This is a genomic window from Leptospira saintgironsiae (assembly GCF_002811765.1).
Lineage (GTDB): Bacteria > Spirochaetota > Leptospiria > Leptospirales > Leptospiraceae > Leptospira_B > Leptospira_B saintgironsiae.
This window is the reverse complement of sequence record NZ_NPDR01000002.1, coordinates 436136-454708: the sequence shown is the minus strand read 5'-3', so window position 1 is coordinate 454708 and position 18573 is coordinate 436136. Positions and strand designations below refer to the sequence as shown.

16 protein-coding genes are annotated in these 18573 nt (G+C 39.8%); 6 read left to right on the top strand and 10 right to left on the bottom strand.

Annotation, left to right across the window (positions count from 1 at the left end; genetic code table 11):
• Window positions 1–67 precede the first annotated feature (67 nt).
• The gene (locus CH362_RS07120; RefSeq protein WP_244280501.1) at window positions 68–1714 is read right to left on the bottom strand and encodes a hypothetical protein; all 1647 of its coding nucleotides are present in this window, start codon (window positions 1712–1714) and stop codon (window positions 68–70) included.
• Window positions 1715–1835: 121 nt separating this feature from the next.
• Here CH362_RS07120 and CH362_RS07115 point away from each other — a divergent pair, with 121 nt between their 5' ends.
• Window positions 1836–3377, top strand: a complete 1542-nt coding sequence (locus CH362_RS07115; RefSeq protein ID WP_100709657.1) for an LA_3751/LA_3752 family putative glycosyltransferase — start codon at window positions 1836–1838, stop codon at window positions 3375–3377.
• A 76-nt stretch (window positions 3378–3453) separates the two neighbouring features.
• Here CH362_RS07115 and CH362_RS07110 read toward each other — a convergent pair whose 3' ends face one another.
• From CH362_RS07110 to CH362_RS07100, 3 genes are all read right to left on the bottom strand, one after another.
• The gene (locus CH362_RS07110) at window positions 3454–4947 is read right to left on the bottom strand and encodes an FAD-binding oxidoreductase (protein WP_100709656.1); all 1494 of its coding nucleotides are present in this window, start codon (window positions 4945–4947) and stop codon (window positions 3454–3456) included.
• Between the two features lie 17 nt (window positions 4948–4964).
• On the bottom strand, window positions 4965–5690 hold the full coding sequence (locus tag CH362_RS07105; RefSeq protein ID WP_100709655.1) for an SDR family NAD(P)-dependent oxidoreductase: 726 nt from the start codon (window positions 5688–5690) through the stop codon (window positions 4965–4967).
• A gap of 75 nt (window positions 5691–5765) precedes the next feature.
• A complete protein-coding gene (locus CH362_RS07100) occupies window positions 5766–6563 on the bottom strand; it encodes an arginyltransferase (RefSeq protein ID WP_100709654.1) in 798 nt (265 codons plus the stop codon).
• 56 nt (window positions 6564–6619) lie between these two features.
• Here CH362_RS07100 and CH362_RS07095 point away from each other — a divergent pair, with 56 nt between their 5' ends.
• From CH362_RS07095 to CH362_RS07075, 5 genes are all read left to right on the top strand, one after another.
• Window positions 6620–6931 carry a hypothetical protein gene (locus tag CH362_RS07095; protein WP_100709653.1) on the top strand — a complete coding sequence of 104 codons (312 nt, stop codon included), beginning with the start codon at window positions 6620–6622 and terminating at the stop codon, window positions 6929–6931.
• Between the two features lie 5 nt (window positions 6932–6936).
• The gene (locus CH362_RS07090; RefSeq protein ID WP_100709652.1) at window positions 6937–7332 is read left to right on the top strand and encodes a ribonuclease HI family protein; all 396 of its coding nucleotides are present in this window, start codon (window positions 6937–6939) and stop codon (window positions 7330–7332) included.
• A gap of 43 nt (window positions 7333–7375) precedes the next feature.
• The gene (locus CH362_RS07085; RefSeq protein WP_100709651.1) at window positions 7376–7717 is read left to right on the top strand and encodes a hypothetical protein; all 342 of its coding nucleotides are present in this window, start codon (window positions 7376–7378) and stop codon (window positions 7715–7717) included.
• Window positions 7714–9009, top strand: coding sequence for a CCA tRNA nucleotidyltransferase (locus tag CH362_RS07080; RefSeq protein ID WP_100709650.1), 1296 nt, complete (start codon window positions 7714–7716; stop codon window positions 9007–9009). The genes CH362_RS07085 and CH362_RS07080 overlap by 4 nt, the downstream gene beginning before the upstream one ends.
• Before the next feature lie 277 nt (window positions 9010–9286).
• Window positions 9287–10873 carry an outer membrane beta-barrel protein gene (locus CH362_RS07075; protein WP_208859556.1) on the top strand — a complete coding sequence of 529 codons (1587 nt, stop codon included), beginning with the start codon at window positions 9287–9289 and terminating at the stop codon, window positions 10871–10873.
• Between the two features lie 107 nt (window positions 10874–10980).
• Here CH362_RS07075 and CH362_RS19245 read toward each other — a convergent pair whose 3' ends face one another.
• The 6 genes from CH362_RS19245 to CH362_RS07050 form a co-directional block, all read right to left on the bottom strand.
• The gene (locus CH362_RS19245) at window positions 10981–11124 is read right to left on the bottom strand and encodes a hypothetical protein (RefSeq protein WP_165780237.1); all 144 of its coding nucleotides are present in this window, start codon (window positions 11122–11124) and stop codon (window positions 10981–10983) included.
• Between the two features lie 207 nt (window positions 11125–11331).
• Window positions 11332–11733 (bottom strand): hypothetical protein, encoded by a 402-nt coding sequence (locus tag CH362_RS07070; protein WP_100709648.1) that lies wholly within the window; start codon window positions 11731–11733, stop codon window positions 11332–11334.
• Window positions 11734–11770: 37 nt separating this feature from the next.
• The gene (locus tag CH362_RS07065) at window positions 11771–15064 is read right to left on the bottom strand and encodes an efflux RND transporter permease subunit (protein WP_100709647.1); all 3294 of its coding nucleotides are present in this window, start codon (window positions 15062–15064) and stop codon (window positions 11771–11773) included.
• Window positions 15064–15798, bottom strand: coding sequence for a hypothetical protein (locus CH362_RS07060; RefSeq protein WP_100709646.1), 735 nt, complete (start codon window positions 15796–15798; stop codon window positions 15064–15066). Before CH362_RS07060 ends, CH362_RS07065 begins: the two co-directional genes overlap by 1 nt.
• Window positions 15799–15803: 5 nt before the next feature.
• A complete protein-coding gene (locus CH362_RS07055; protein ID WP_100709645.1) occupies window positions 15804–16799 on the bottom strand; it encodes an efflux RND transporter periplasmic adaptor subunit in 996 nt (331 codons plus the stop codon).
• Window positions 16796–18211 carry a TolC family protein gene (locus CH362_RS07050; RefSeq protein ID WP_100709644.1) on the bottom strand — a complete coding sequence of 472 codons (1416 nt, stop codon included), beginning with the start codon at window positions 18209–18211 and terminating at the stop codon, window positions 16796–16798. Before CH362_RS07050 ends, CH362_RS07055 begins: the two co-directional genes overlap by 4 nt.
• Window positions 18212–18573: the final 362 nt, after the last annotated feature.

Below are 18573 nucleotides of genomic sequence, written 5' to 3'. Positions count from 1 at the left end.
GAAGGATCAAGAATTTAAAATCAAAAGTTCCGATCAAAATATAAAAGAAGAATGAAGACTACTTAAACTAGTAACCGACTCCCAGTCCACAACGGAAACCTTCTGGAATTCCTACCCATGGAGTTCTTGGGTCAGAATTTTGTATTAAATTTCTATTCCCGCCTAAGTTTTCTCGGAGAATTTCCATAAATCTCTCTTTTGTGAAAAGATCTTCTGATTCGGTTAACAATTTCAATCGATCATAGTATACTTTTAGATGCGGATCTTGGATCTGATTTTGTCCTGAAGTAACAGATTCTAAGTATCCTAAAGGAATATTACGCGTAAAATGCCCAATTCTCCAGTTAGAAACTGATTTCAATTTACTTAATAAAGGGTCCGTTAAAGCGTTTGAGTCAATAATCTTACGATCTTCTCCCGCAAAATAGCCATAAAAGCCTACGTTGATCGTAGCACATGCCTTGCCAGGTTCCCTCGGTTCTTTTCTATGCTTCCTACCTACATCTGCCCAGCCATGAGTCGGAAAATCTTGGGATTGGACGGAGCGAATCAAGTTGGTGCTTCTAAAATAAGCACCTTTTTCATCTTGGATCTCTCCATCATTTCTAAGTCTAGTATAGTCTTTTGTAATATACAAATAAGAGTTTTGGTTTAACAAGAATAAGGCGACGAAGAATAGAACGCTCACTCTAGGAAGATAAGTACTAGAATATTCCGAAAACAAAAATATGCAGGCTACAAAAGGAAGAGCAAAAAACCTTCCTGCCATAAAATCCCCGCCTATGGAGCATATATATAGAATATAGAGCCCTACCCCAGCTGACAGAGCCGCTTCCAAAATTCTCTTTTTCCAGAGAAAATAAGGTAAAAGTAAAATTACAGAACTGATCGTTAGTGAAGTAAAAATATCCCAACGAAAACTATTCTCCAAATAGTCCAAACCATACGGCCATAGATGTGAAACAGTAAGACCAGTATTCAATTTTGCATACGCAGTATTCGGAAACAGATATCCGTAATATACTAATGAAAACACCGACCAGAAAAGAATAGCGAGAATTCCTAAAACGGATGCGCTAACAAACTTACCCCAGGAAAGTTTCTCTTTTAAAGGTTTATATAAATATAGAAGGAAAGGAAGTCCTAAAAGAACAGTATCTTGCCTGTTCAGATAAGATAAAGAAAGGTAAAAAAAGAAAAGAAAAATGTCTCGAAAATCTGCCTTTATCTTTAGATCGAATGCCTTCTCTAAAAATAAAACGATCAAAAGAAATGAAAGAGGATTTTCTAAACCGGAACTAGAGAAATCTACAAATGCTCTGGAAGTCAGTAATACTAAGAATATCCAAGAACCTAGAAATAATCCCCCTTCTCTTTTTGCAAAACGAGAAATGAGCAAATAAACTGTCGCTCCTACACAGATCCAAGAAAGAATTAAAGAAGAATAATATACAGGGATTTTCAAAAAGGAAAGAAAGATAAGACCAAATAGCCAAAGTGGATGAGTATAAGCCTGGACTCTTTCATACGTATTCCATCTAAGACCGAAACCATTTAGAAAATTATCCACAGTCCTAAAACTAATATAAGCATCTTCCGTTACCCAGGAATTCAAGACCACCACATAGATAAACAGAATACAAGAGATCGGAAAAAGGAATTTAGGAAGAGGTTTTTGAAAGAAGGAGCGGATCTTTTCTAAGACAGAATTCACAAGCTCCAAAGAAACATTCGGAACCTAAGTGTCATTCAGAATTCAGACTGCAAAGAACGGTCTAAAACTTTCTTTAGGGATTTCTTCTTGACCTTGGATTTTCCCGGGACTTCTTAGCAGAATGTTCAATCGTCTTCTCTCCCGAGTATCTTCCTTTACAGGTAAACCTTTAGGCTTTCTGATCTTTGGAGCAGTGTTTTTATCCTTATTTCTGTCATGGCAGTACCAAACAGGGATTCGGGTAGGAGACGGAGCGATCAAACAACAACAACTTGCGGACCTTCTGCAAAATGGTTTGCCTGATTTTTCCTGCAGATACTCCGGAAAAGAAATAGATCCTGAATTTAGATTTTTACCTTTAGATCTTAAAAAAGGGTCGACAATGACCCATGTTTATAAAGGAAAATGTTATTACGTTTTTCCTTTTTATTACACTGCAATCCAGTATCCATTCGCTCTCTTGATGGGAAGATTCGGAAGTTTCCTCTTATCCTTAGTTTTTGGAATTTTAACTCTAAGAGCATTATTTCAAATTTCAGAATTGTTCCAGTTAAAGGAAAAATCTAAATTTTTCTTTTTAATCTTATTACTCTTGGGATCTGCATTTAGTTTATTCTCTACAGATCTTTCAGAAACAGTTATATCAATCTATGGAGTCACCCAAGGAATTTATTTTTTACTCAAAGAAGACCAATCTTCTAAATCAGTTGATTTAGTATTTGCAGGGGGCTTTTTCGGATTTGCTGCGTTCTTCCGACAAGAAACAATTTTATTAGCAGCGAGTCTTTCCTTAGTTTATGCTTTTAGAATATTCAGAAACCCAAAAACGGCACTATTCCCATTTACATTCGGGACATTTTTGATCATCCAAGCGGTGATCAATTATTCGGTTGTAGGACATCCGCTGGGCTCTAGAGGTTATCTGCAAGAATCATCTACTTATAACTTATTAGCACAGATCTACTATCTAGGCCAATTGGTGTTTTTAGGAAATGGTTCCTTGGGATTATTTGGCGCCTATCCAGCTTTGGCATTTATTGTTTTATGGAGACCAAAATCAGATCCTTTAACTCGGATTTTATATGGATTGGGGATCTTCATACTTCTCTCTGGATTTTTGACTTCTACTAATTTTTGGCAGGGAGTATTATTCGGACCTAGGTTTTTAATCACCATTCTCCCCTTTTTGCTTTTATTCTTATTTTCTATCCTGGAAAAAAATTGGGAAACGCTTAGTAAACCATTTCAGATAACGGCCATACTTCTTCTTTCTTACTCTATTGTAGGTGGAGTGGTATTCGACAGATTATATTATAAATTCACCAAGTCGATCGTGACCGAACAAAAAGAACTTAGCGATCACACTTCCAAAACAGTGATATACAGAAAAGGTTCCGTCTTTTTGCCTTCTAATTCTTTTAGAGAGGAAAGAGAAGTATACGAAATCGATTCTGCTGAATCTTTCGATTCTCTTTTAGAAAAATTGTATGGGATCGGAAAAACCCAAGTCACAATTGTTGGTTTTAAAGATTCTTATCCTAAAGAAGTTTTAGTTCCTAAATCTGAACATTTTGAATTCAAGAATAGAACATTTCACCAAAGTCCGTCAATCAATATGGAAACTTTAGAATTTAGCAAAGTTCACGCGAAGCCGCAAAGATAAAAAGAGATTTGTTCAACTTCTCCAGAAACCTTCTATACTTAGCGACTTGGCGTGAGAAAAAATCAAAAAGAGTTGTTTATTTTCCCCAGACTCTTCTGAACAAATCAGACTCTAAAAGATTTTTAGGATCTAGTTTTTTCTTCATAGTTCTGAACTTCTCAAGATTTTGCTTAGGCATAGATCTTCTGTAAACTTCAGGACGAAGAGTGCTATCTTTTGCAAAATAGAATCTTCCTCCATTCTTCACAACGATCTCATCCATTTCTTTGGCGAGTTCCCAAAGTTTAGTCTTATTTCCTTTGGTTAGAGGGAAATCCATAGCCATAGAATAACCATCTACAGCATGAGTGAGTAAAAATTTATCTGGTCTGTGTTTCTTGAATACACCCAACCAGTTCACGATCCCTCTTTTTTGACAAAGACTTAAGATTTCTTCGAAACCTTTGACTGCGTTCTCTTTCGGAATAAAACTTTGGTACTGGATCATTGCACCAGGCTTGTACATAAATTTCCAATTCGGAACATAGTCCAAAAGAAAAGCATATTCAGCATGTCCTTGTTCGTAAGGTTTATTATTATTTAAAAACCCTGAGATCCATTTCCCGAAGTTCACAAATCTCATTCCAAGTTTATTGCTGAATGGATACATGAATAGCCACATCCAAGACTTAGGAATAATCCCTAAGAATGTGCTTGGCAAAATCTGATTTTCTAATTTGCAATTTTCAGGAAAGCCAGGATCTTCTCCTGCTTTAAGATGAACTGCTTTATGGATCTGGCCACGGCCTAAACCTTTTCCAGAACCAAATCCATCCACCCAACCTACTAAATAATCGGACTGCTTGTATTCTCTTTCGAAATAATCATACATCTCTTGGAGGTTTGCAGTATTGACCGGCCAAACCTTCATCTTACCTGAGTAGATTTTTTTGAGTTTGATCGTTACTGTTAGAAATGCTCCGAGCATTCCAAAACCTGAAATTGCAGAATAAAATAGATCCGAATTCTTTTTAGGAGAACAAGTAGACTCTTTCCCATCAGGACTTAAGAAAGTAAATTCTTGGATATGATCTCCAATCGGCCCAACAGCAAAGTTATTCTTTCCATGAATATTCATAGAAAGTGCGCCACCTAGAGTAGGAAACATTGTACCACTAACAACAGGAGGCCAAAATCCTCTTTCAATCCCAAATTCCCAAAGTTGTTTGATGGTAACGCCGGATTCTGCTACCAAGATGCCAGTTTTAGGATCAAAGGATAAGATCTTATTAAAGTTACGAATATCTACTACGATACCTTGTTCGTTTGTGGCAGCGTCACCGTAACTACAACCACCACCTCTAAATGCAACTTTAGTATTCGTATCTCTTGCATAAGAGAATAGATCCTTAAAGTCTTGGATAGATGTCGGTAAAAAAACCTTACTATTGGAGAAATGGTTCATTCCCCAGGCTTCTACCTTTTGAGCAGAACTTAAACGGGACTCGAACTCTTTAAGATCGAAACCCGCTTTTTTAGTTTTGGAAGATGTCGTTTTTTTAACGGTCTTTTTTTTAGAAGCGGTTGCCATTTTGGATCACCTTTTCCTTAAACGGAAAGTTTTCTGAAAATAAAAGAAGGAATAAGTCGAATGATCAAAGAAACTAAGGCCCAACGCGCCGGCACATAGAAGTTCTCTTTTCCTGCATTCACTTTTGCTAATATAACTTGCGCAGCTTCCTTAGCAGTGATCAACCACATAAGTCCAGATAGACCTTCTGTCATTGGAGTTTCGATCATGCCAGGTTTTACAGTCACTACTTGGATCCCTTTTACTGCTAAACGATTGCGTAAAGCTTCTAAGTAAGTGGACATTCCAGCTTTAGATGCGTTGTAAACTGGGTTTCCTCTGCGGCCTCTATCACCTGCGATAGAAGAGATACCTATAATTTTACCAGCCTTCTTTTCTTGGAAATAAGTAGCTGCCGAGTTTAACCAAGCAACACAACCTAAAAGGTTTACTTCTAACATTTCCAAGTCTTTCTCTACAGAAAATTCTTCTGCGCCAACTCTATGCATCACACCGGATGCGTAATAAATTTCGTCCAAGCCGCCTAATGTTTTAACAGCCTTTGCAAATTCTCCTGGGACCTTGGAGTATTCTGTAACGTCATGTTTAACGAATAAGTTTTTTACTTTGGAAGAAGGAAGTTTTTTCAGTTCCTTCTCTCTTCTTGCAAAAGCCGCAACTTGATGTCCCTCTTCGATCAATTGAGATGCAATTTCTTTTCCGATACCGCTAGAAGCGCCTACTACGATGATCTTTTTAGCCATACCAACCTTTCTGAGACGCAAGGCCAGACTGACAAGCCTGATTTGGGGTGTTTTGGAGAGAAGAATGACCCGAGTTCAAGACGTAATACGTTTGTCTCCATCAGGACCATTCTCTAAAATATAATCAGAAAGAAAAGATTCACTCTTCTTCCAAATACCTTTAGCACGGTCCAAAATTTCTGCCGGCTTCCAGTTCTTTTTATAATCCATCTTAGGATGTCCCGGAAGAAATAGACCTAATTGAAATTCTTTAAATCCGTTCTCCTTAGCCCAAAGAATAGAAGAAAGAATCAAAAAATTTCCCAAACTTCTTTTAGATTCTTCTGGATCAAAAACAGAATACACAGCAGACACAGTTTCAAGTCCCAGATCCAATAAGATCCAACCTAAAAGTGCATCGTTTTTATAAAGAAGAAGTTCCCCAGAATTTTCAGAACCCTCATACATCTGGAACTTCATAGTCTCCAAAATTTCAGATTCAGATTCACCGTAAGATCCTTCGTGACGGGACTTTTGGTACTTCACATATAAATTCTTTTTATCATCATCAATAACCGGCGGAGATATTTTTACGATCAGGTCCTGATTCTTTTTGATCAGTCTTCTATGATTTGAACTAGGAAAAAATTCAGGCAATAGAACTCGATAACTGAGACAATGAGAACATACAGAACAATTGGTCCTATAAAATAAATTGCCAGACCTTCTAAACCCAAAACGAAAAAGATCATCTAAAATTTCAGGCGGAAGTTTTTCCTTAGAAAAGAAACCTTTCACCTTTGAATTTCTTTTCGGATAATAGGCGCATTCTGACTCGGGAGTTTCTGGAAGAGAATTCAGAAATGCAAAATAGTCCAGGCCCATCTTTGCCATGATATATATCTATTTTTACATTGCCAAACCAAAGCCTTCGAAGGATAGGACTATTGATGGTATTTGGTTTAATGATGGATCATCCGGCACGTTGGAACGCTTATAAATTGGCTTTCGGATTAACGATCCTCAGCTATCTGTTTTATTTTCTATCCCTTCCTTTTGTTCTGTTTGCCTTATTAGCAGCCGGACTTCTGTGCTTGATCGGAGGGTTATTCTTCCCTCATACATTCGATCATTTGTATCGAAGCTTACAATTTTTAGTTTTAGGGATAGTCTCCTTTTTCCTTTCCTTACTGATCCTCGTGGGATATTTAATTTTTTGGAGACCTTTCCAATTCATTTTTGGATCTAAAAACCAAGATTAAACCCGGTGAAAAAGTTCAAAATATACTGCGACGGTGCTTCTAAAGGAAATCCGGGACCTTCTTCCATTGGGGTTGCCGTTTATGAAGAAGAAGTCGAGGTGCATTCTATCTCGCGTAGGATCTCCAACGGAACCAATAATGTCGCGGAATGGGCGGCCCTGGAAGCAGGGATAGAATATTGCCTCTCCCAAGACGCTAGCGAAGTTACAGCCTACTTGGATTCAGAACTGGTAGTGAAACAATTCAAGGGAGAATACAAGGTCAAATCCCCTCACCTGCAAGTTGCAAAAGAAAAGGTCAAGGCCCTGACTTCTAAACTGAAACTTTTCTCAATTCACCATGTTCCAAGGGAAAAAAATAAGCGCGCCGATAAGCTCGCAAACCTGGCCTTCGAATCTTAAAAAAAGGTTTTCCTATTAAGAATCCTCTCGAAAAATTCCATGTATGGGCTGTAAGAAGATACTAATTCTTTTCCTACTCTTATTCCAAACCTGCAAAGCCAACATCTTAGATAAAATGAAAGAACTACAAAAAGAAGGAAAGGTTTTGGAACTTGCGATCCTATGTAACGAACATCAGGACCAAGAATACAAAGAGATCTGCAATACCGCCTGGGATGAAACAGGAAGAAGGATTGACCAAATCCTTTCCCAACAAGCAGACCTTCCCTTTTTAAGAGTCTCAGTAGATGAAAAAACCAAAAAGCAAGTAGAGGAAATTTTTTCCAAAAACCCTGCACTTAAAGACCGTTATCTACCAATTTGGAAAAAGATCGTCCAGGAATGATGAATCCGGATCCAAATAAACTTATCTCGCAAATCCCTTCTCCTTTTTTAGAGGATCTATTAGAGATTAGTAATACTATACGAAATCATGAAGGAGAAGCTTATCTTGTCGGCGGAAGCGTCCGAGATTTAATCTTAAATAAAATCCCTCATGAATACGATCTTGCAGTTTCCATATCTCCGGAAAAAATGCAGAAGATTTTCAAAAGAACTGTTCCGACTGGGATCAAGCACGGAACCATCACAGTATTATTCCAAGATAGATCCTATGAATTGACCACATTCAGAAAAGACGAAGATTATATAGATGGAAGAAGGCCCGAAACTGTACAATTCGGAGTAAGCCTAAGCGAAGATCTGAAAAGACGGGATTTCACAATGAACGCCTTGGCTTTGGACCTTCTGAAAAAAACGTTAGTAGACGAACATTCTGGATTAGAAGACATTCAAAATTCTTTAATTAGGACAATCGGAAACCCAGTCTCCAGATTTACGGAAGATGGACTCAGGCCAGTCAGAGCAATTCGATTTGTTTCCACACTCGGATTTACAATCCATCCGGAAACTGCAGAAGCAATCGAAACCTGCAGACAAGTCACTGCAAAAGTTTCCCCAGAAAGAATACACGACGAATTTTTAAAAGTGCTCAAAGGTAAAAACCCGATCGGTGGATTGGATCTATTAAAAAAATATAAAATTCTGGAATTATTCAGCAAAACCAAATTATATTCCGGAGACTGGGAAAAAAATAAAAACGGATTTTCCAAACTTATAGAATCATCCGAAAGATCGAAGATAGCTTACTTCCTAGCGTCCTGCTTTTCAGAACAAAACTGTCTTTCTGACTCTACTGTATTTTTTAAAGAACTCAGATTCTCAAATCAAAGGACAAAAGATTCTCAGTTTCTTGTAAAAACTTTGTATTCTCTCATCCAACATAGAGAAGAATTAAAAACTTCTCCGGGGCTTCGCACTCATTTGCTCCATCCGGTCGCACAATATGCTGGTAAAATGGAATATTGGGATTGTTGCTTAGAACTTTCCCATCTTTGGTCCGCCTTCCTAAACGAAGAGGCATTTTGGCTTGTAAGCGCAGAGCAAGAATGGAAGAAAAATCCCCCACTTCTACTCTCTGATCTGACCATAGATGGAAACCTGATCCGAGAGAAGTTCCCAGAACTCCCAGCTCCCAAACTAGGAGAAGTATTGAGGTCTTCTCTACATGCTGTGCTCCAAGATCCAAATCTAAATTCAGAAGACCTTCTGCTCGATCTAATCCGCAAATCTAACTAACTCGAAGGATTTAGTTTAGGGTTACGACTTGTCGAAGTGCCTACAAATCCTATCAAAACCATAACATCTTCCAAATTGCCCAGTCTTTGAGCATTCTAAGTTATGCTTATTTTTTAAGCACTCTGTTAGTATATAGAAATTAGCCCGAAAAGTTTATAAAATATGAGCACCGAATAATCGATTTAGAATCGTTTTTAAGGCTGATTTAGTCTCTTTGCCTATTTTTAACATGTTGGCACGCTAGTTGCATACTTATCGGCATAGGAGATTTAGGAGAATGATGAGAAAAAAAACAGCCAGCCTCATTGCTACCTTTACTCTGGTGACCGCCTCTTCGATTTTTGCCCAGCCGAAGAAGGAAACACCGGACCCGAAGGCAGCAGGTGCAGTGAAAGCTGCTCCAGCCCCAGAACCTGAAGATACGAAATGGTATGATAAGGTAGATTTTTCTGGATTTGTGGATGTGTACTACATGTACAATAACAACCCACTCCAAGGAAGCGCCGTAGATAGTACCAGAGCGTTCGAGACCAGCAACAAAAACTTTGGTGTTAACGCAGCAGCTCTTGCTGTTCAAAAAACTGCAGAAAAATCCAGCCCTTGGGGATTCCGTGTGGATTTCCAAAACGGACAAAACAACGCGTATCAGGAAGCCCCTTACGTTCAGTACAATGGAATTTACAACTATAATATGCTAAAACAAGCATACATCAGTATGTATTTCCCGGTATTGAAAGGGATGACCTTAGACGTTGGTAAAATGGCAACGCATATTGGTTATGAAGTATTGGAATCGATGAACAACCCTAACTACTCGATAGGGGCCATCTTCCAAAACACAATCCCCTTCATTCACACCGGTGCTCGCTTAACTACTCAATTTACAGACAAATGGGCAGGAACCTTTTATCTGTATAACAGTGGTGGTGGTACTGGTTATAGAACTGGAGTTCCAGACGGAAGCACTACGAATAACTACTTCTACGAAGCAGCTACTCAACATAAAGCGATTGGAACACAGTTAAAAGGAACCTTGATCGAAGACAAACTTTCCATTACTTGGAACACTTTGTATTCTCAAGATGGTGCAACTGGAAGAATCGATCCAACCAAACAATTATTGGCTGATCAATTAGCGGCGCAAACTGGAGATCCAGCTGTATCCGCTCTAACCGCTCCTTCAGCAAAGTATAACAAAGATTATTGGTTCATGAACCATGCAATCTTGTCTATCACTCCTACCGATAGGATCCAAGTCGACTTAGACTATACTTGGAGTGAAAAAGCAGGTGGTGCAGCAGCGGCTAACCTTGCGCAACAACAGTACAACCCAACAGGTGCAGCTACAGTTGAAACTATCCTAGGTGGAACCGTATCTACCGAAAGTACCAAAAGTTCTTATAAGGCTTATGGTATCTTCAGTAAGTTCAAGATCGGTGAGACTTGGGGAGTTAACGTCCGTGTTGAGTATATCGACGATAGCCACAACAATGGTCGTTTGACTACCTTCAACCCGTTTGCAGGATCTCAAGCAGCTAACTCTTGGTATGCTGGAAAATACGCTCAAGATAAAGCGATCGCAGAGCAAATCCTTGCAGTAACTCCTTCATTAGCTGGTTTAACTGCTGATCAACTTCTTGCGGCTTTAGACCCGAAAAACTACAAAGATTACGGTGGATCTTCTAACTACGGACAGTACAAAACATTTACTGTTACTCCAGTTTGGAACTACACTGAAAACCTACTCATCAAATTGGATATGAGAAGAGACTGGGCAACCGGTTATCAATTCGTAACCCAAAGTGGTGAGAAAAGTAAAGACCAATATGGTATAACCTTAGGGGTCGTTGCTAAGTTCGATTAATTCGAATTAAGTAGATTTCTACGAAAAAGAGCGTCCGTTCGGGCGCTCTTTTTTTATCTCCATAGAAACTGGATAGATATTAAATAAGGAAAGAAGAAGGTTAACTCTCAGAAATCCAGATCAGATTGCCCCGACATGGCAACCAACTGTCTTCTAAAAGAATGAGGAAGTGCATTCCAACAGGATCTGAATGTCTTTTTCCAAAAGCCGGTTTCTGCTTTTTTAAGTTTTGCTTTTAATTGCTCGCTCATCGTTCAGACCCTCTTAAGATTTTTAGAACGAAAAAAACGTAAAAAGATTTCGAGTTAACAGTCGTTTCTCGGATCGGAATTTCAAAAATCTACCCAAGAAATTGTAAGATCCTTAGATAGATTTTTAAGATTTATACGTCGGATAGTGGATCGGTTTCGACACCGGCGACCTTCTGATTCTTCTTCCGGCTTAGTGAGAGAAAGCTATTAAGCTACTAAAACCCCATAAACAATAATCGAGATCCCGACCAGATTCGCAGTCACTCCGATTCCACCTAGGATCTTTCCAAGGGGAGGATTTTCCTTAAATTCGTCTTTGATACCTTGGAGCCAATCCACAGTATCTTTTAATGCGATAAATCCGGAAGAAACTGCAAAAGAAATTGCTCCAACAAGAGCTGCTGTTTCAGAAAGAGGTGCAAGCTGAAACGCAAATACCAAACCAAGGATCATAGCACCTTGCATCAATGGTCCGATATGAGCAGCTTGCAAATATCTGGAAGGGAATTCAGCCTTCATTCTCGCGAACGCATACGCAAATCCTGTCAAACTTCCGTATGCTAAATTTAAGACCCCAGTTAGGATCAAAATTTTTTCGGGTAGATTCATAGTCATCACCTGTCTTTATTTAAAACAAGTGCATAAACTAACGTTTCTTTTTAGCGACTACTTTTTTCTTTACCTTTTTACTTCCGTTTCTATGTGCTGGAAGAGCGCCTTCTATATCGTCTTCATCGTATAAGGAAACATATGCTTCCGGATGAAGTTCGAATGTCTCAGGTTCGACTGGATGTTTTCTATCTCCCACCAAAACCAAATAAAGCGAAGGTAATACTGTTAACACCAGGAATAAAGCGGAGAATAGACCGCCTACGATCACCGTAGCCAAAGGTCTTTGGACATCGGAGCCTACTCCAGATGCCAAAGTAGCCGGGATGAGTCCGAGCAATGCAAGTAACATTGTCATTAACATTGGTCGCAACTGTATCACTGCGGCTTGTGTAACCGCTTCCTTCGTGGTCAATGTTGGCTCGTCTCTTAAAAGGTGATTTGTCCTGGAAACGAAAAGAACTCCCGACATGGTAGCAATCCCGAAAAGAGAGATAAACCCTACCCCACTTGATACGTTAAAATAATATCCTCTGAATAGAAGCGCATACATTCCTCCTACCAAGGAAAGAGGGAGACAAGCCAACGCAACGTAAACGTATTTTAGATTTCTATAAAGTAAGAATAATACGCCGAAAATGATCGCAATAGTTACCGGAATAACGATCGCTAACTTCTTACCGACTCGGGCCAGGTTCTCATACTGTCCTCCGTAACGTACTTCGTATCCTTCCGGAAGTTTAATCTTCTGTTGGACTTTTTTACGAAGTTCATTTACGAATCCTCCTTGGTCGCGGCCCCTTACATTTGTTCGGACAGTAATCGTTCTTCTACCTTCCTGACGAAAGATCATAGTAGGTCCGTCTTCCAATGTGATTTTTGCTAATTGAGAAAGTGGAACTCTTTCTCCTTTAGGTGAAATAATAGGCATTGCCTCTATCGCCCTCTTGGAAGCCCTGTAATCCTTGGAGAATCGGACTACTATCCCGAATCGAGCAGGTGTTTTTGGAGGAATATCGGAAGGCCCTTCATACAATGTGCTGATCCTTTGCATTCCGATAGCAGCTTCTACCATCTGCTGTATATCACTTACATTGATGCCATAACGAGCCGCGGCTTCCCTGTCGATCCGGACAGTCAACTGAGGGCTGTCAGCTTCCTGCTCTATACCGAACTCACTTGCTCCTGGCATATCCTTTACAATATCCAAGATCTCTTCTGCAAGCTTACGCATCACTTTTAAGTCTTGTCCGGATACGAATACTGCAAGGTCAGCGATGGTCCCCATGATCGCTTCCGACAAGTTGTCCATAATAGGCTGAGAGAAACTGATCCTCGCTCCAGGAAGAGTAGCCTCTAAATCGTTTTTCATTCTTAGAAGAAGTTCTTGTTTGGTAATCCTTTCTTTCCAGTCGTCGTAATCTTTTAAACTTACAAGCACTTCCAGTCGGTTGGGAGGAAGAGGATCAGTTCCGTCGTCGTTTCTTCCTAACTGAGAAAGTACAACACTTACCTGTTCGTTTTTATAGATCGTTTCCCGGATCTTAGGCATAAATTTACGTGCTTCTGGAAGAGAGATCCCTACAGGGAAAAATATCCTTAGGTTAAAACCACCTTCGTCCATCTCTGGTAGGAACTCGGTTCCAAGTTTGTATCCACCTATTCCTAAAAATATGATCACTAATGTGAAACAATAAAGCACGACCCTCTTAGATCTTTCGACCAGATAAACTATTAGCTTTTTGTAACGCACTTCTATCCATTCATACACTGGGTTGTGCCATGCAATAGGTCCAGGTTTCTCCGATTCGAAATAATTTCGGAACATAAAAGTCATTAAGACCGGAACAACGGTCATAGAGAAAATTAAAGCTCCGAAGATCGCGAAGGAGATAGTGAAAGCCATCGGTTTAAACAAACGACCTTCGATACGTTCGAAGGAGAAGATCGGCAAATAAGCAAGTATGATGATCAAAATGGAAAATAAAATTTCGGTCCCAACCTCAGAGCCAGACTCTGCGGTCAGTTTAATGATTCCCTTACTTTTATCACCAGGAGTAGCATCTCTGTATCTTCTCATGATATTTTCTACCATGATCACAGCACCATCCACTACGATCCCGAAGTCGATAGCTCCTAAAGACAATAAACTTGCAGGAATCCCGGTTACGTTCATGAGAAGGAACGCGAATAATAAAGCAAAAGGAATAGTTGCCACTACCACAAGAGAAGCCTTTGCACTTCCGATGAAGAAGATCAAAACCAAACTTACAACCATCACTCCTTCCAGAAGTGTCCTTCCGATAGTGCGTAATGTATAATTTACAAGGTCACTTCTATCATAAGTGGTCCTAAGTTGTACTCCATCGGGAAGATAATTTTCATTTATCTCTTTTACTTTGGCACGGATACGATCTCCCATTTCATTGGGATCACCCCACCTTCGCATTGCCACAAGACCCTGGACTGAGGAATCTATATCCATTATCTGATTGTCTATGCGCACCGTATAACCTAAGACCCCACTCGGAATAGGGTGAGAAATTTCCACAGTAGCCAGGTCACGAACGAATACAGGGACACCATTCACTGTCTTTACTACGATGTTTTCTATATGTTGGGCTTCTCTGATTGCACCCAAAGAACGGATTGGAAATCCCTGCTCACCTTGTAAAAGTAGGTTTCCACCCGTATTCAAATTATTAACCTGAACTGCTTGGATTACATCGTTTATCGTAAGTTTAAAACGTATTAATTTATCGGGAGAAGTTACTATATGGAATTGTTTTGGCAAACCACCGAATGTGACCACATCTGCAATTCCAGGAATAGAAAGCATTTTTGGCATTACGATCCAGTCTTGGATCGTTCTTAATTCCATTTGAGTGTGATTACCACCGGACTCAACCACATATCTGAAAATTTCTCCTACTGGAGAACTCATTGGTCCTAAAGCTGGTTGAACTTCTTCCGGAATATCAGCATCTGCGACCCTTTCCATAAGTCGCATCCTTGCAAAATAATCGTCTGTCCCATCCTCGAAAACGAATTGGAATACCACAAGACCATTGATGGTTCTGGAACGACGAACTGCAACTTTAGGGATCGCATTCAATACCCTCTCAATTGGAAGAGTTACTCTTTCTTCTACTTCAACGGCTGCTTTTCCCGGAAATTTAGCGATCAAACGGACTTGTGTGTCTGCGATATCCGAATAGGCTTCTTTTCGAATGTCTGTCCAGGCCCAAACTCCTAAAACCGCTACAAAGACAGAAGCGATAATAGTAGGAACTCTAAACTTAAGTACGGATTCTATGAGTTTATCTATCATCAGTATGACCTCGTGTCAAAGAAGTAACCTAATTGGATAAGAAGCTGAGGATTTTTATAATCTCCACTTCCTATTCCTCCACCAACTTGCAGAAAGAAATTTCCAAGAAGGAAATCATAGGTAAGTCCTATATATCTTTGGTTTAAAGTTACCTTCTGTTTATCCCTACTCTCATATTCCAAAAAAGTAGCAAGATTCGGATTCTGTTCAGCTATATAAGAACGAATGATTAGATCTTCAAAGGTAGGATTCCTATGTTGGTAACCTGGAAAATCGCTGCCTGTAGGATAAGAAGTTTGTCCACCTCGTCCTAACTCAGGAGCAAAAGGATCCACTTGGAATTGTCCTATGACTACAGAAACGCTATGTGCAATTACAGAAGTTTTCCAAAAACTAAATCCTAGATCTGCCTGCCATCCCCACCAATGCGGGCCCCAATGACCGCCGGATCCTCGTATTACGATATCCTTATAATAGTATCCCAAATTAAAGTTGATACTTCCAGGAGAACCTATACTCGCTCCGTACACGAAGAAGTTCGTAGATTTAGGAAGAGCCTTCTGGGTAAGCTCGTCTTTCTCTTCCTCTCCGAATTTGGTCTTACGATCAGCATCCGGAGTCCACTCGGGCGAAATGTCCTCGCTCTTATAATCTTTTTTCTTTTCCTCCGAATAAACGGATGAAACAAAAGAAAATAAGAATATTATAATAATAAAACTTAGTATTCTTTTCATATTGATTAAAATCCGAAACTAAGTCCTTTTAATAGAATGGCCCCTTCTACAACCACCTTGTCGCCTTTGGTCAAACCTTCCAGAACGTTAACTCTTTCTCTGGTAGAGATCCCAAGTACAACTTCTCTTCTGAAAAATTCATGAGCAGTTTCTTCTACGAATACGTAATTTTTACCTTCTACAGTAACCACTGAATTGAAAGGAATGACCACGGAGTCACTTCCTGTTTCTTCAGGGAATTTTACCGTAGCAAACATTCCTGGTTTTAATCTATAACCTTCGTTTTTGATCGCGATCCTTACCTTTACGGTTCTTGTATAAGGATCTACGTTATCTCCCAATGCTTCTGCCGTTCCGGTCCATTCTTGGTTCGGGAAGGAGTTAAAGACTACCCTCACTCTTTTTCCTTTTTGCAAATTGGAAAGTTGAGATTCAGGAACATCAGAAATGATCCAAGCAGTTTGGCCTGGAGCTTTTTTGATCATTGCAGGATTTAAACCCACAGCTCTCAGTTTTCCTTCGAACTCAGCGAATTCAGCTTCATCGTTGTTTACTTCAGTCTCTGCTTCGATCAGATCCTTTTCAGTGGCGACCCTATGTTTGAACATGTCCTTGATACGATCCAAATTCTTACGTGATCTATTCAGACTGTTCTTTGCATGAACATAACCAACATATAGATCGTTCAACTCTGCTGATTCGAATAATACGATCTGTTCTGAATCCGAAACGGAAGGAGAAGTAGTAGCAATCAACCTTGCAGGAGCTTCTACGTTTACGAATTCTCCAGGTTTTCCTATTTCCGCACTTTTAACGATCTCTAAGCCGGGACTATTTTCCTTAAATTCGATCCTTTCTCCGTGATCATGGACGATCGCCTTTTGAGGTCGAGGTGGGGTCTTCTTCCCACCCTTGTTCAGAGTAAAAGAAACGATGGAAACGGAAACTGCCGCCACCAGAACGATTAATAAAATTCTAAGTTTGTTAGATGATGGAATCATTTCGAGCCCCCTTCCTGAGTACCGGAATCTCCGTTGGATTTATAACTTGGGACGATCAGCCCCGTTCCGACCGAGTAATTTACTCCTTCGATCGCTTCCATTCTGTCAGTTTGGAGGCGTAACATTTCCACGATGCTGGATCTGTATGTTTCGAAGAAATCTGCAAATTCTAAAATGGATATATAACGTTTTTCGTAACTAAGGATCATATCCTCCGCGAGGTTCGCGTAATCCGAAGTATAAGTGTTTCTGAATTTTTTATAGAGATCGTCTTTTGCTTTTGCAGTAGCCAAAGCAACGCTTACATCGTTTTCCACTTCCAAGATCAAGTTTTTCAATTCTTGTTTTCTGACTTGGATGGATTTTTCGGCAGCCTTGATATTACCTTGGTTCCTATCAAAGATCGGAATATTCAACTGAGCAGTAATCCCCCAATAGTTCTGGAAGGCCGTTCCCCCTCTGTTGTACATTGGGCCGAAGGCAAGATCTGGGATCGCGTTTGCATGTTGCAATTCCAGGTTTGCTTCTTCGTATCTTAATGCTTGTACTGCCTTTTTCAGGTCAGGTCTGTATTCCCGAGCCTTAGCAAGCATATTATCTAATTTTAAACCTTCGATGGTTGCTTTTTCTACAAAGTCCAGATCCAAAACTGGAACGATTGCGACTGATTGGCTTTTATAAGCATCTTCGTTAAGTAAAACTCTTAGATCCGCTTCTCTTTCGAGGACTTTGATCCTAAGATCTTCTCTTTCTTTTCTTAAGAAGAATAGAAGTGCCTTTAAACGTAAAACTTCAGACTGAAGAACTGCTCTTCTTTTATATGCGAGTTCTGCGGAGTTTACTGTTTTATCCAGAGCGATCAAACTTTTATCATAGAAAGCAATCGCATCTCTATAATAATGAATAAAGTAGAAGGTCCTACGAAGTTTAGTAATGAGCGCTCTTGCAAGATCATAAAATTCCTGCTCGCTCATCTTAGCACTTAACTCGGCGACTCTGATCCGTTTGTCTATCTTACCACCAAGTAAGAATACCTGTTGGATCTGAACCACAGTTTGTCCCGATCTGGTAAAATCGAAATAACGTTGTGTAGGCTCTGCGAAAATACTCTGATCCACGAAAATATTCGGGTTCGCATAGAGACCCGCTTGTTCTATGCCAGCTTTTCTCGCGTCTATATTAAACTTGGAAGCAAGTAATAGAAGGTTATTCTTCCAAAGTAATTCTTCTGCCTTAGCAAGTTCCAAACGAACTTGTGTCCGATCCTGATCTCCCGAAGCAGCTGCAATTCTTGCTTCAGAATACAAAGGATCTACTCCAACAGGAGCAGCACCCGGATTCGTATCCGGCTGCGATACGGTCTGATTAGTGGCCCAGGCCAAAATTAGAAACGTCAGTATCTTTTTATTCATAGTTGTACGAAGTTATCCCTGAAGATAGCTTTTTGCTTATGCAAGACTCCCCTATGGAACGATGCCAATATACCTATGGCGCGAAAATCGTTCCGAAGTAATATAAAACCGATTATGCCAGGCTAGGTGGGGGAAGATTTGTTAGGGAAAAGTGTAGAAGTCGGTCCGATCTATATTGGCCGCTTACAAATACGATCTTAGAATCGAATGTGGATGGGGTCCAAGGATAGCAAGATGACTCTTCGGCGATAAAATCGACAAGTCTGCTGTCTCTTTCTCTCGCTTGAGTATAAACTAATCCTTCGGAATCCTTTAGATCCGATTCAAGGGCGGTGGAAATGTTTTTCTTTGTTTGGGATAAA

Bases quoted from the DNA above. Each gene is read 5' to 3' on its own strand.
- CH362_RS07080 (WP_100709650.1), top strand. From the start codon at position 7,714: ATGATGAATCCGGATCCAAATAAACTTATCTCGCAAATCCCTTCTCCT.
- CH362_RS07110 (WP_100709656.1), bottom strand. From the start codon at position 4,947: ATGGCAACCGCTTCTAAAAAAAAGACCGTTAAAAAAACGACATCTTCC.
- CH362_RS07115 (WP_100709657.1), top strand. From the start codon at position 1,836: ATGTTCAATCGTCTTCTCTCCCGAGTATCTTCCTTTACAGGTAAACCT.
- CH362_RS07095 (WP_100709653.1), top strand. From the start codon at position 6,620: ATGGTATTTGGTTTAATGATGGATCATCCGGCACGTTGGAACGCTTAT.
- CH362_RS07075 (WP_208859556.1), top strand. From the start codon at position 9,287: ATGATGAGAAAAAAAACAGCCAGCCTCATTGCTACCTTTACTCTGGTG.
- CH362_RS07050 (WP_100709644.1), bottom strand. From the start codon at position 18,211: ATGAATAAAAAGATACTGACGTTTCTAATTTTGGCCTGGGCCACTAAT.
- CH362_RS07085 (WP_100709651.1), top strand. From the start codon at position 7,376: ATGGGCTGTAAGAAGATACTAATTCTTTTCCTACTCTTATTCCAAACC.
- CH362_RS07055 (WP_100709645.1), bottom strand. From the start codon at position 16,799: ATGATTCCATCATCTAACAAACTTAGAATTTTATTAATCGTTCTGGTG.
- CH362_RS07060 (WP_100709646.1), bottom strand. From the start codon at position 15,798: ATGAAAAGAATACTAAGTTTTATTATTATAATATTCTTATTTTCTTTT.
- CH362_RS07105 (WP_100709655.1), bottom strand. From the start codon at position 5,690: ATGGCTAAAAAGATCATCGTAGTAGGCGCTTCTAGCGGTATCGGAAAA.
- CH362_RS19245 (WP_165780237.1), bottom strand. From the start codon at position 11,124: ATGAGCGAGCAATTAAAAGCAAAACTTAAAAAAGCAGAAACCGGCTTT.
- CH362_RS07065 (WP_100709647.1), bottom strand. From the start codon at position 15,064: ATGATAGATAAACTCATAGAATCCGTACTTAAGTTTAGAGTTCCTACT.
- CH362_RS07070 (WP_100709648.1), bottom strand. From the start codon at position 11,733: ATGAATCTACCCGAAAAAATTTTGATCCTAACTGGGGTCTTAAATTTA.
- CH362_RS07100 (WP_100709654.1), bottom strand. From the start codon at position 6,563: ATGGCAAAGATGGGCCTGGACTATTTTGCATTTCTGAATTCTCTTCCA.